This is a genomic window from Undibacterium sp. Tian12W (assembly GCF_049339405.1).
Classification (GTDB): Bacteria; Pseudomonadota; Gammaproteobacteria; order Burkholderiales; family Burkholderiaceae_D; genus Undibacterium.
The window spans coordinates 15,567-28,980 of sequence record NZ_JBMPPK010000017.1 but is presented as its reverse complement, the minus strand read 5'-3'; the positions used below and the strand labels follow the sequence as shown (position 1 = coordinate 28,980).

Genomic DNA, 13,414 nt, shown 5'->3' with positions numbered 1-13,414 from the left:
CAGGCCTGCAACAAGAACACTTGTTGCAGGCCTTATTCTTTTTACTTCAAGAATACTTCTTATGCAAAAGTTGAAATTAATCAGCATAGCTATCGCTGCCGCAACGCTAGCCTCCTGTGCCAGCACTGACAAAATGCTTACGGCGAACCAGGCAGCAACCACGGATATCACGATTTTCAGTATCAATGATTTCCATGGCAATTTGCAGGCTGACCAGCCTGTGCCCTATGTCGCTACCAAAACTGACCCGGCACGCCCCGGTGAAAAAATCTCGGTACCTGCAGGTGGTTATGCCTACCTGACTACCAAGCTCAAAGAACGCCGCCAGGCCGTTGGCAGCAGTATTTTTGTTGGTGCCGGTGATCTGATTGGTGCTTCGCCCATGGGTTCAGCACTGATGAAAGATGAACCCGTCATCGAAGCCCTGAACCGTCTGGATTTGTCAGTAACCGCAGTCGGCAACCATGAATTTGATAATGGCACAGCTGATCTGATGCGCAAAATCAAGGGTGAATGTCCGTCCGCAGGTTGCGCTTATGCAGATTTCAAGGGCGCCCGCTTTTCCTACCTCGGTGCTAATATTCATGAACTCGGTAGTGACAAGCCATGGCTTGCACCATATGTCATACGTCAGGTTGGTGACTTCAAGGTAGGTTTCATCGGTGCGGTCACCGCTGATGTACCCAACCTGGTGGCTGGCGATGCGGTCAAGCATCTGAGTTTTGAAGATGAGGCTACGGCGATTAACCGTTATGTGCCAGAACTGCAAAAGCAGGGCGTAGCTGCCATCGTCGTGCTGATACATGAAGGCGCAACTTACAAGGGTTCAGAGAATGACCCCAGCTATCGCTGTGAAGGTCTGCAAGGCCCGATTATCGAGATCAGTAAAAAACTCGACAAGGCCATCAGCCTGATCGTTTCTGGTCATTCACACCAGGGCTATACCTGCAAGATAGATGGCAGGCTGGTGGTACAGGGGCGTAGTTATGGTTCCTTCCTGACAGAATCAACCCTGACGATAGACCGCAAAACCAACCAGGTCATCAAGGCAGTGGCGGTCAATCATCTGATTGACCAACAAGCCTTGCAGGCAGATCCGGCAGCGAAGCAACTGGTGGATCAGGTAGCATCACAAACGGCGAGTTTGCGCCAGCGCCCTATTGTCAATCTGAGTGCACCCTTGTCACGTAATAGTGAAGCCGGTGTGTTTGACAGCAGCCTGGGCAATATCATCGCTGACTCGCAGCTCCATCATGGGCAACATGCGGGTGGTGCTGATGTTGCCTTCATGAATGCTGGCGGCATACGCAGTGACCTGCCTTCCGGCAAGGCAAGTGGTCCGGTAGCTGTGTCTTATGGTGATTTGTATGCGGTGCAGCCATTCGGCAATAACCTGGTGCGTATGAAGTTGAGCGGGGCCCAAATCCTGACGCTGTTACAGCAACAATGGTCGGGCCGTGAAGTCAATGAGCCAAAAAAACTGTTTGTATCTCACACGCTGAACTACAGCTATGACCCGCGTGCCGGAATAGATGCGCGGGTAAAGGATGTCAAAATCAAGGGTAAGCCGCTGGACCTGAACCAGCAATATAGCGTGGTAGTCAACAGCTTCATGGCAGATGGCGGTGATGGTTTTGCTGTGCTCAAGCAAGCAAAAGACAAAGAGTTGATAGGCCGTGACCTGGAAGCGTTCGAGTCTTATGTGCGCGAACAGGGCAGTAAATTGAATGAGGTTAAACGCGACCGCGTGAAACGTTTGCCTGGCTAAGCCAGCATAAACCAGCAAAGCTCCAGAAGTAAAAAATGCCCGTCTATCTCATAGACGGGCATTTTCCATTGAAAGGCCAGGAGCTTATTTGTATTCTATGATCAACGGTGCATGATCAGAGAAACGGGCTTCCTTGTAAATCAATGCCTTATGCGCTTTTTTACCTATGCCGCTGGTGGCGACATGGTAGTCGATACGCCATCCCACATTGTTTGCCCAGGCCTGACCGCGGTTACTCCACCAAGTGTAAGCATCGCCTGTCGTTTCAGGATGCAGATGGCGATACACGTCGAGCCAGCCCTGTTCATCAAACAGCCGCGTCATCCAGGCGCGTTCTTCTGGCAAGAAGCCGGAATTTTTTTGATTGCTCTTCCAGTTTTTCAAATCGATCTCTTTGTGGGCGATGTTCCAGTCGCCGCAGATGATGATTTCCCTGCCTTCGGCAATCAATTGTTGCAGATGCGGGTAAAACAATTCCATGAAACGGAACTTGGCCTCCTGCCGTTCAGGTGAAGATGAGCCAGAAGGGCAATACAGGGAAATGACCGATAATTTGCCAAAATCACAGCGCACATAACGGCCTTCGGCATCAAATTCCGGGCTGCCAAAGCCTATATAGACCGCATCTGGTTCTTTCTTGCTATACACGCCAACGCCGGAATAGCCTTTTTTCTCGGCATAGTGAAAATGCCCGTGATATTTGTGCGGATTCAGAAAGTCTGGCGTCATGTCCGCTTCCTGGGCTTTCAGCTCCTGCACGCAGACGACGTCAGGGTTTTCCTTTTGCATCCACTCAAAAAAGCCTTTTTTGGCGGCTGAGCGTATGCCATTCAGATTGGCAGAGATGATTTTAGTCATGCTGGTAAATAGTGACTTAAAGTGAGATAGAAAGCATACCAGATAGTGTAGCAGTACGTGTATTTGAAAGGGAAAAGCCAGCAGATAGTTTATACTTGCCTACTTTTCCCTCAGGGTAGCTACCCCTCTGCGCCATCATGAATGAAGAACAATTGCGTGCTGAACTGAAGGCGGTCTATGCCAGTTCTTCCTGGAAACTGACCGCGCCCATGCGCTATTCGGTGGAATTGTTGAAGAACGGTGGCTTGCCCAAGTTGCTGCGCGATATCAAGCTCGTGCTCAAAAAACTCATGCCAGCCAAAGTAGAGAAGACGGAGGTGGCGGAAGTCATGCCAGACCGGCTCAACGATGAAGGCCAGCGAATTTTGAATGAACTCCAGAGCCGCATGCAACGCAGCCGCAGCATCAGCCGACAAAAGTAAAACAGACCTCCCACCATGCGCATCATTATCGATCTACAAGCTTGTCAATCCACCGGTAGCCGCCATCGTGGCATAGGCCGCTATTCACTGGCATTGGCCAAGGCCATGGTGCGCAATGCAGGAGAGCATGACATCTGGCTGCTACTGAGCAGCTTGTTTCCTGACACCATACAGCCCTTGCGTGACGCCTTCGCCGGCATGGTGCCACAAGAGCGCATTGTCACCTGGGGCGCGCCCGGCCCGGTAGCAGAACTGGTACCGCAAAACTATTGGCGCAGCCGTGCGGCAGAATTATTGAGGGAGCAGGCCCTGGCTGCCTTGCGCCCCGATTTTATCCATGTCACCAGCCTGTTTGAAGGTTCGGGTGATGATGCAGTATCCAGTGTTGCGATATCGGGTGAACACTTGCCAACAGCGGTAACACTGTATGACCTGATTCCCCTGATGTATGACAAACAGTATCTGAACGACCCGGCACAAAGAGCCTGGTATTACCGCAAACTGGCCAGTTTGAAACGCGCTGATCTGTTGTTGGCTATCTCTGATTCGTCGCGGCAGGAAGGCATGGATTTGCTGCAATTGTCGCCAGAGCGCGTGGTCAGTATTTCTTCTGCCGTAGATGAGCATTTTCAGGTGCGTAGCTGTAGCGATGAGGTCATGCATGCTCTACGAGCGCGCTATGGCATTACCCGCGATATGGTGATGTACACCGGCGGTATCGATATACGCAAGAATATCGATGGACTGATCCAGGCTTATGCTGGGCTGCCCTTGGCCGTGCGCCAGCAACACCAACTGGCCATCGTCTGCAGTGTGCAAAAAGCAGACCGTGAACGCATTGCAGCGCTGGTCACGCAACTGCAACTGGCCGAAGATGAAATCATCCTGACCGGTTTTGTGCCGGATGAAGATTTGCCGTTGCTATATCAGGATTGCAAATTATTCGTTTTCCCCTCCTGGCATGAAGGCTTTGGCCTGCCAGCGCTCGAGGCCATGTCTTGCGGCGCGCCGGTGATTGCCGCCAACACCAGCAGCTTGCCTGAAGTGCTGGAATATCCCGATGCCTTGTTTGACCCCAGAGACATAACGGCGATCACTGCCAAAATGCTGCAGGTAATTGAGCAGCCAGCATTTGCTGCCCGTTTGCGCGAACACGGCTTGCAGCAATGTCAGAAATTTTCCTGGGATGCCTCAGCCAAAAAAGCGCTGCATGCGATTGAAGTCAGCCATGCTCACTTACAGCAAGTAGCCGCTGCCAAAGTTCATGTGTGCCTGCCGCCTGTCAAACCAAGGCTGGCGTATATTTCCCCTTTGCCGCCAGTGGCGTCCGGCATCGCCAACTACAGCGCAGACCTGTTGCCTGAGCTGGCCGATTATTACGACATCACCCTGATTGCAGAACAAAGCCAACTAGATGCACCGTGGCTGACAGCCAATTTTGCCATATATGACAGCCAATGGTTTGTTGAGCATGCTGCCAGCTTTGACCGTGTTCTCTATCATTTCGGCAATTCTGCCGTGCATGCCTATATGTACCCGCTGTTTGCCAGCTACCCCGGCACCGTGGTTTTGCATGATTACTTCTTGAGTGATTCGCTCGCCAATCTGGAGATGAGTTCATCCAGGCCAGGCATCTGGGCGCAGCATCTGTATCTCTCACATGGTTATGCAGCGCTGCTGGAAAGGCGCAATGCGGCTGATTACACCACGGTGATGGCAAAATACCCTTGCAGCAGTGCCGTACTTGAGCGTGCCGAGGGTGTGATTGTGCATTCTGCCTATGCACGAGAACTGGCGGGCACCTGGATCAAAGGCTGGCCCGCCTGTCAGTGGCAGCAAGTACCTTTGTTAAGACGCATCCCTGCCGTATCTGACAAGCACCTCGCGCGTAGCAAGCTGGGGCTTGGTGAACAGGATTTTATCTTGTGCAGCTTTGGCATGCTGGGACCGACCAAGCTCAATCATGTCTTGCTTGATGCATGGCTGGAATCCGCTCTCAGCAAGGATGCACACTGTCACCTGATTTTTGTTGGCAAGAATGATCCTGGTGAATATGGGGCGCAATTGCAAGAGCGTATTGCTAATGCCAATGGCGAACGTGTTCGCATCACCGGTTTTACTACTGCAGAAGAATTTGCCTTATACATGCAGGCTGCCGATGCTGCTGTGCAATTACGTACGCTCTCGCGTGGCGAAACCTCAGCCGCTGTCCTTGAATGCATGGCTTATGGCCTGCCTGTGATCTTGAACCGCAACGGTGCCATGGCAGAGTTGCCGGCAGATGCCGTGCTGGGCATGCCAGACCAGTTTACGCGGGAAGAATTATTGCAAGCCATCAGCACATTACATGATGAAAGCAAGAGTAGCCAGCTTACAGGCCAGGCGGCAAGGCAGTTTGTGCAAGCCCATCACGCACCGGCATTGATTGCACGCAGCTATGCAGAAGCGATAGAAGAATTTGCGCTGACCGAGCCGGCGGCCCGCATGCACCGCAGCCTGGAGGCGATTGCTGATATCTCGCCTGTGTCGCCGCAACATCCACACTTGCAGGCAGAAGTCGCAAATGATGATTTACGTGAACTGGCGCGCCATCTGGCTCATTGCACGCCGCGCCCGGGTAAACGCATGGTCATGCTGGATGTCAGTACATGGTGTCAGTCTCAAGAGGCGCTGTCGGCAGGATGGAAAGCGGCTTTGGAAGCCGTGATACTTGCCCGCCCGGATTTGCGTTTTGAACCTGTCTGCTATGCAGGCCCGGATTTCCGCTATGCCAGAAGCTGGACTTTTGAGCAATTCTCCCTGCCTGGACCAGCGCCAGCGGATGATTTCGTCGCGTTGCGTGCAGGAGATTTGTATCTGGATTTATCCGGATGTAAAGATTTGCAAATCCAGATCATGCAATTACAGCAACTTGGCGTCACTTGTCACGCCATTGCCACCCAAATACAGGCAAATATGGTGGATTTGTCAGCGTCTGAAGCCCTGATTGCCAAATTTTTAGCAATTTTGCCACTTCAAACAGACTAAATTCAATTATGCACGCATGTTATGCTCTAGGTTTGACGCAAAACAGCAGTAAACCGCATAAATTATAGGGATTGAGCTTATCGTGAGTACTTTGAGACAAGATTTTATACAGTTTTCAGTCGAGGCTGGCGTGATACGCTTTGGCGAATTCGTCACCAAAGCCGGGCGAACCTCCCCCTATTTTTTTAACGCAGGTCTGTTCAATGATGGTGCCAATCTTGGCCGCATTGCTGATTTTTATGCCCGCACGCTGCTCGATTCTGGCCTGGAATTTGACATGCTGTTTGGCCCCGCTTACAAGGGTATTACGCTGGCCTCGGCTACTGCAGTGTCGTTGTCGCGCATGGGCAGGAATGTGCCTTTTGCGTATAACCGCAAGGAAGCCAAGGACCACGGCGAAGGTGGCAACATCGTTGGTGCCAAACTGGCAGGCAAGGTCGTGATTATTGATGACGTTATTTCTGCCGGTACTTCTGTGCGTGAATCGGTCGATTTGATCCGCAATGCCGGCGCTACCCCAAGTGCCGTACTGATCGCGCTGGACCGCATGGAGCGTTCTGGCAAGGATGATGCCCTGTCTGCGAATTCCGCAGCGCAAGAAGTCGGCAAGGCGTATGACATGCCTGTCGTTTCTATCGCCAGCCTGAATGATTTATTCGATTATCTGTCAGTTGCTGGCGGTGACGCACAGTTGTCGCAATATAAAGAAGCAGTCGCTGCTTACCGCAAGCGCTATGGCGCTTTGGCAGATTGAATAAATGATATTGCAAAAATTGCCAGATAATTAAGGCTGATACCGTGTTTTGCCGATTCTTGCGTAGTACCACTTACATGCGCTTGCATTAAATTTCCGCAGTGCGGCGAACAGTCATTGTATACTGTGCAACTGTGGATAAATTGTGATCACGGTCACAGATGAATTCAAATTAGCAGTCCATTATCTGGTTAGAAGAATTTTGAATGTTCGCTGCGGCGAAGAGGTTTTCTTGAATGAGTAAAAAAGCGTTAATCACTGGTATTACTGGTCAGGACGGAGCCTATCTGGCTCAGTTGCTGTTGGAAAAAGGCTATACCGTTTATGGCACTTATCGCCGTACCAGTTCAGTCAATTTTTGGCGCATAGAAGAGCTGGGTATCGCAACTCACCCTGCCTTGCATCTGGTTGAGTATGATCTTACCGATTTGTCGGCCAGCATACGTCTGCTGCAAACGACCGGCGTTACCGAGGTCTATAACCTGGCAGCGCAAAGTTTTGTTGGCGTGTCGTTTGAACAGCCACTGACCACGACAGAAATTACCGGTATCGGCGCGCTGAACTTGCTTGAAGCGATTCGCATTGTCAATACCGAAATCCGTTTCTATCAGGCTTCAACTTCCGAAATGTTTGGCAAGGTGCAAGCCGTGCCACAAATCGAATCGACCCCATTTTATCCGCGCAGCCCTTACGGCGTGGCCAAATTGTATGCGCACTGGATGACGATCAATTATCGTGAATCCTACGGTATCTTTGGCTGCAGCGGCATCTTGTTCAATCATGAATCCCCGCTGCGTGGCCGCGAATTCGTGACACGTAAGATTACTGATTCTGTCGCCAAGATCAAACTCGGCAAACTCGACGTGCTGGAACTCGGCAATATGGATGCCAAGCGCGACTGGGGCTTTGCCAAGGAATATGTAGAAGGCATGTGGCGCATGCTGCAAGCCGACAAGCCAGACACTTTTGTGCTGGCGACCAACCGTACTGAAACTGTGCGTGATTTTGTCACCATGGCTTTCAAGGCTGCAGACATACAGTTGCAATGGTCAGGCGAAGGCGAACACGAAACCGCTACGTGCGCAAAAAGCGGCAAATTGCTGGTTCGTGTGAATCCAAAATTCTATCGTCCTGCAGAAGTGGAATTGCTCATCGGTGATCCTGCCAAAGCCAAAAAAGTGCTGGGCTGGGAACCGAAAACCACATTGGAAGAGCTGTGCCAGATGATGGTAGAAGCAGATTTGCGCCGTAACCAGAACGGCGCGTCGTTCTGATGTCTGCGATGCCACGCGCCCTGATAACAGGTATTAAGGGATTCACAGGTCGTTATCTGGCGCAAGAACTAAAAAATGCTGGTTACCGGGTTTTTGGTACTACTCACGGGGCCGAAGCACCCGGGCAAGATAATTTTGCCGTTGATCTAGGTGACAAGCAGCGCCTGGCTGAACTGGTGGCAGAAATTCAGCCAGATGTGGTTGCCCATCTTGCAGCCATTTCTTTTGTGGCCCATGGCGACGCTGCAGAAATTTATCGCGTCAATGTGGTCGGTACCCGTAATCTGCTGGAAGCACTGGCTGGCCTGGATAAAAAGCCAAAAGCCGTGCTCGTCGCCAGCAGCGCCAATATCTATGGCAATACCCGCACAGAAGTGATTGCCGAGAGCGAGCCAGCTCAACCCGCCAATGATTACGGTGTCAGCAAACTGGCGATGGAGCATGTAGCACGCCTTTGGATGGACAAGTTGCCCATCATCGTGACCCGCCCCTTCAATTACACCGGTGTAGGTCAGACAGAAAATTTCCTGCTGCCCAAGATCATCAATCATTACCGCCGCAGAGCCAGCGATATAGAACTTGGCAATCTGGATGTCGCCAGGGATTTTTCTGATGTACGTACAGTGGCCACCGCCTATGCCCGTTTGCTTGAGCAGGCACCGGCAGGCCAGACTTTCAATATCTGCTCTGGCACTGCCTACACCCTGCGCTCGGTATTGCAAATGGCCAGCGAGCTGGCTGGCTATGAAATCAAGGTGCATGTGAATCCGGCCTTTGTGCGCGCCAATGAAGTGCATAAACTCATGGGTGATGGTCAGCGCTTGCAAGCATGCATAGGTGAGTTGCCAGCTATCGCCTTGCGCGACACGCTGGCCTGGATGCTGCAACACAAGGATGCAGCATGAACGTGGTTCTCTCCATAGAAGCCATACACCCGCCGCTGGCTGGTATAGGCAGGTATGCGTGGGAGCTGGCTACCCGTTTGCCCATGCAGACGGAAATAGAGTCAGTACGCTATCTGTCTGATGGTTTCTGGCGCGAATTACCGCGTATAGATCAGCCAGCAAATGCTGAAGCGACAGTAGCCGGGCAAATGCCAGTAGTTACAGCACCAGCAAGATCCAGCTACAAAAGCCGCATACGCCGTCAACTAGGGCAGTTGCCCATGGTGGCACGCCTGTATGGCAAGTTACTGCCCATCCTTGCTGGTCGCCAGTTGAACAGTGTGCCAGACGGGATTTTTCACGGCCCCAATTACTTTGTACCCAAGACCCGGTTACCCAGTGTGGTGACGGTGCATGATTTATCGATTTACCGTTATCCGCAATGGCACCCCAAGGCCAGGATAGACCGCATGCGCATTGCTATTCCTGAAGCAATCCAGCGGGCCAATCTGGTATTGACAGACTCCATGGCAACACGTGAAGAAGTCATGCAGGAATTTAGCCTGGGTCCTGATCAGGTGCGCGCCGTTTTGCTAGGTGTCGATGAAGTTTTCCACCCATACAGTGCAGAAGAAACCGCACCAATCTTGCACGAATTTGGCTTGCAGCCAGATGGCTATAGTTTCTTTGTCTCGACCATAGAGCCGCGTAAAAACCTGCTGAATTTGCTGGCAGCTTACCGTGCCTTGCCAGATGCCTTGCGCCAGCGTTGGCCGCTGGTGCTGGTCGGTGGTGAAGGATGGCAAAGTGAAGCCATTCATGACGAGATAGAAAAAGGCCAGCGTGAAGGCTGGATCAAATACCTGGGTTTTGTCGATCAGCAGTTGCTGCCTATTTTATATGCCGGTTGCCGCTTGTTTACCTACCCCTCCTGGTATGAAGGTTTTGGTTTGCCGATTGCTGAAGCCATGGCCAGTGGTGTACCTGTGCTGACTTCGAATTGTTCTTCCATGCCGGAAGTCGCCGCTGGTGCCGCCATGCTGGTAGATCCGGCGGATGTGAATTCTATCCGCGACGGTTTGCGCCAGGCACTGGAAGATGAAGAATGGCGCAGCGTGGCCAAAGCACGTGGCTTGCAACGCGCTGCCGAACTGACCTGGGATGCCTGCGTACGCAATACAGTCGCAGCCTATCAGACGGTCAAGGCCAGTTAAGGACAGCGCCATGAAAGTCCTGCACTTCTACCGCACCTATTACCCCGACACCTTCGGTGGCGTTGAGCAAGTCATACGCCAGATGGCTGTGGGTACGACACGTCTGGGTGTGGAAAATGAAGTGCTGACTTTGACACGCGATGCAGACCGCCCCTTGATAGAATTTGAAGGGCACAAGGTACACCGCGCCCATTTGAATTTTGAAATTGCTTCTACCGGTTTCTCCTGGTCGGCATTGTCGCGCTTTGTCGAACTGGCAAAGCAGGCAGATGTGGTTCACTATCACTTCCCATGGCCTTTCATGGATATCGCCCATTTCCTGGGGCGTATCAAAAAGCCCAGCGTCGTCACTTATCACTCGGATATCGTCAGGCAAAAATATTTGCTGAAGCTGTATTCGCCGCTCAAGCATCAGTTCTTGCGCGATGTAAACCGCATCGTGGCGACGTCGCCCAATTACCTGGCCACCAGCCCGACGCTGGAACTGTATAAAGACAAGACCGAGGTGATTACCTATGGACTGGATAACAGTATTTATCCAGTTCCCTCTGCAGAGCTGCTGACGAAATGGCGTGCCATCGTCGGGGAAAACTTTTTCCTGTTTGTCGGCATGCTGCGTTACTACAAGGGTTTGCATATCCTGCTGGAAGCAGCAGCGGGGACGGATATCCCTATCGTCATCGTTGGTGATGGGCCAGAGGAAATCGAACTCAAGCGCCAGGCAGAAAGCCTGCAATTGAAGAATGTGCATTTCCTTGGTGCCTTGCCTGAACCTGACAAGGTCGCTTTGCTGACCCTGTGCTATGCGCTGGCATTTCCTTCGCATCTGCGTTCGGAAGCTTTTGGTATTTCATTGCTGGAAGGTGCGATGTATGGCAAGCCCATGATCTCGAGTGAAATCGGTACTGGCACGACTTACATCAATGTCGCTGGACAGACTGGCATGGTAGTGCCGCCGAGTGATCCGGCAGCTTTCAGGCAGGCTATGGAGTATTTGCTGGCACATCCGCAAGAGGCTGCACAAATGGGTATCAATGCGCGCCAGCGTTATCTGGATTTATTTACTGCAGACAAGATGGCGAGCAATTATGCCCGCCTTTACCAGCAAGTCATAGACGAGCATAAGCGCAAGTAAGAAACAAATAAGGCACAAATAAGACACAAATGAGCTCGCCTAGCTTGCCGTCAATTTCCTGACCTCAAATTCCCCGCGCAACCAGTTGCTGCCGATGAACTCAGTGTGATCCACATTGATGACGTCAAACACCAGCAGATTATCTGACCACTCATAGTTTTCATCAAGATGGGTTTTTGCCTTGGTCAATGCGGTGGTGACAGAATAAGAACCTGGCCCCAAAGGACATTCAAAAGGCAGCACAAATTCCAGCGTGTCACCTTTGCGCAAATCGTTTTGTACCTGCTGCGAATACCAGGTATTGCTACCCCAGATGACGCTGCCCTGCTTGTCGCGCAACATCAGGCCCAGTACAAGTTCAGGGATGTCGGCACACAATTGCACTTCAGCCACCAGCTTGACCTTTTGCCCTACATGCGCTGCGGCCAGTACCTGATCGCTGTCCTGGTCGCGCAGGGTGAGTTTGCTGACTGTCGCCATGCCTGTGCCTGAACGGGTTTGCAGCCAGCCTTGTTCATTGCGGTTTTGTTCTACCGAGAAATTCTCGTTTTCCTTGCGGGCGATCATCGCATTGTAGTAATCGACCACTTCATCTGCCGCACCCTGCTTGAGTACGCAACCCTTGTCGATCAGGATGACGTGGTCACACAAGCTGCGCACATCACCCATGCCATGGGTGACCAGGATGATGGAAGTGCCCTGTTCCTTGAACTGACGTATGCGGTCAAAACTGCGGTGCTGGAAATAGCTGTCACCTACCGACAGAATTTCATCGACGATGAGTACATCCGGGCGCACTGCCGTGGCAACAGCAAAAGCCAGGCGCGCCTGCATGCCGCTGGAATACACACGCAAGGGCTGGTCAAAAAAGGCACCAATCTCAGCAAAGCTTTCTATGCCTGGCATGAGTTGGTCCAACTGCTCACCACTGAGACCCATCAGGCCGCCTGCCATATAGGCATTTTGCCTGCCAGAGAATTCTGGATTAAAACCCAGACCCAGTTCCAGCATCGCGCTGATGCGGCCGCTGACTGCGATGCTGCCCGTTGTTGGCCGCACTGTACCGGTAATCATTTTCAACAGCGTACTTTTACCAGCACCGTTCTGGCCTATGATGGCCACAGCCTGACCCGCAGGTACATTGAAACTGATATCGCGGTTGGCCCAGTATTCATACGCTGGTTTCACCGGCAGGCCAGCCCAGTACATCAGGCGTGACAGCAGGCCGCTGAATTTTGAATAGCATTTTCCAACGCCAGAGACACTCAATACAATTTGACTCATAATGCATCCACCAGATCTGCGCTGGCACGGCGGAAAATCCAGAAAGAAAATATAAACATGCCCGCTGAAATCAGCACGGGAACCAGCAAATCTGCCATGTTTGGTACTGCGCCATATAGCAACGCATTCTGGTAGATCTTGACCAGCGGTGTCATCGGGTTCAGGTTCAATACCGCGATAAAGCGCTTCGGCATATTGTCCATCAGATAGACCACAGGTGTGAACCAGAACCACAGTTGCAGGACGATGCCCATGACCTGACCAACATCACGCGAAAATACATTCAGCAAGCCGAGTATGATGCCCAGGCCAAAGGCAAACAGGATAATCAACAACATACCCAGCGGCAGTACCAGCCATGCTGCTGTCGGCATATGACCAAAGAATAAAAACACTACGGCGATCGCTGCCAGCAATAACAAATGATTGATGAGGGCGCTACCACCGACGATCAGGGGCAGGCACAGTCTGGGGAAGGCGATTTTTTTCAGGGTGTTGGAATAATCAATAAACACCGTGGTACAACGCGTCATGATTTCAGCGAACAAACCCCAGGCTGACATGCCTGCCATCAGGTAAATCGCATAGGCCGATTTGTTTTCGATATTCGGTATCTTGGTAACCAGCACTTCAGACAAGACGATGGCGAAGATGGTAGCTTGCGCCAGTGGATTCAAAATCATCCACAGCGCACCCAGTTTGCTGCGCGCAAAGCGCCCGGCAAACTCGGCCTTGATGGACGACAGGATAAAGTGGCGGTAGTGCCACAAAGAGATGAGTACAGCTTTCAAAGC

11 protein-coding genes are annotated in these 13,414 nt (G+C 51.8%); 8 read left to right on the top strand and 3 right to left on the bottom strand.

The features are described 5' to 3' along the window. The first annotated feature begins 61 nt into the window (after positions 1–61). A complete protein-coding gene (locus tag ACO0LI_RS20890) occupies positions 62–1,768 on the top strand; it encodes a bifunctional metallophosphatase/5'-nucleotidase (protein ID WP_422951929.1) in 1,707 nt (568 codons plus the stop codon). Between the two features lie 84 nt (positions 1,769–1,852). Here ACO0LI_RS20890 and ACO0LI_RS20885 read toward each other — a convergent pair whose 3' ends face one another. Next, positions 1,853–2,626: an exodeoxyribonuclease III gene (locus ACO0LI_RS20885; RefSeq protein WP_423034993.1), complete on the bottom strand. Its 774-nt coding sequence runs from the start codon at positions 2,624–2,626 to the stop codon at positions 1,853–1,855. A gap of 137 nt (positions 2,627–2,763) precedes the next feature. Here ACO0LI_RS20885 and ACO0LI_RS20880 point away from each other — a divergent pair, with 137 nt between their 5' ends. The 7 genes from ACO0LI_RS20880 to ACO0LI_RS20850 all read left to right on the top strand — a co-directional run bounded on the left by ACO0LI_RS20880 (position 2,764) and on the right by ACO0LI_RS20850 (position 11,336). Then, positions 2,764–3,048 carry a hypothetical protein gene (locus ACO0LI_RS20880; RefSeq protein WP_422951927.1) on the top strand — a complete coding sequence of 95 codons (285 nt, stop codon included), beginning with the start codon at positions 2,764–2,766 and terminating at the stop codon, positions 3,046–3,048. Positions 3,049–3,063: 15 nt separating this feature from the next. Next, positions 3,064–6,075, top strand: a complete 3,012-nt coding sequence (locus ACO0LI_RS20875; protein WP_423034991.1) for a glycosyltransferase — start codon at positions 3,064–3,066, stop codon at positions 6,073–6,075. Positions 6,076–6,157: 82 nt separating this feature from the next. Beyond that, a complete protein-coding gene (gene pyrE / locus ACO0LI_RS20870) occupies positions 6,158–6,829 on the top strand; it encodes an orotate phosphoribosyltransferase (RefSeq protein WP_423034989.1) in 672 nt (223 codons plus the stop codon). Between the two features lie 236 nt (positions 6,830–7,065). After that, positions 7,066–8,103, top strand: a complete 1,038-nt coding sequence (gene gmd / locus ACO0LI_RS20865; RefSeq protein ID WP_423034987.1) for a GDP-mannose 4,6-dehydratase — start codon at positions 7,066–7,068, stop codon at positions 8,101–8,103. Positions 8,104–8,111: 8 nt separating this feature from the next. Next, the gene (locus ACO0LI_RS20860; protein WP_423035137.1) at positions 8,112–9,008 is read left to right on the top strand and encodes a GDP-mannose 4,6-dehydratase; all 897 of its coding nucleotides are present in this window, start codon (positions 8,112–8,114) and stop codon (positions 9,006–9,008) included. Next, complete coding sequence (locus ACO0LI_RS20855; protein WP_423034985.1) at positions 9,005–10,201, top strand: glycosyltransferase family 4 protein; 1,197 nt, start codon at positions 9,005–9,007, stop codon at positions 10,199–10,201. Before ACO0LI_RS20860 ends, ACO0LI_RS20855 begins: the two co-directional genes overlap by 4 nt. Positions 10,202–10,211: 10 nt before the next feature. Continuing rightward, entirely contained in the window at positions 10,212–11,336 is a 1,125-nt protein-coding gene (locus tag ACO0LI_RS20850; RefSeq protein ID WP_423034983.1) for a glycosyltransferase family 4 protein, read from the top strand. Positions 11,337–11,375: 39 nt separating this feature from the next. Here ACO0LI_RS20850 and ACO0LI_RS20845 read toward each other — a convergent pair whose 3' ends face one another. Both ACO0LI_RS20845 and ACO0LI_RS20840 read right to left on the bottom strand, forming a co-directional pair. After that, positions 11,376–12,620 (bottom strand): ABC transporter ATP-binding protein, encoded by a 1,245-nt coding sequence (locus tag ACO0LI_RS20845; protein ID WP_423034981.1) that lies wholly within the window; start codon positions 12,618–12,620, stop codon positions 11,376–11,378. Then, positions 12,617–13,411 (bottom strand): ABC transporter permease, encoded by a 795-nt coding sequence (locus ACO0LI_RS20840; protein WP_422951920.1) that lies wholly within the window; start codon positions 13,409–13,411, stop codon positions 12,617–12,619. Before ACO0LI_RS20840 ends, ACO0LI_RS20845 begins: the two co-directional genes overlap by 4 nt. Positions 13,412–13,414: the final 3 nt, after the last annotated feature.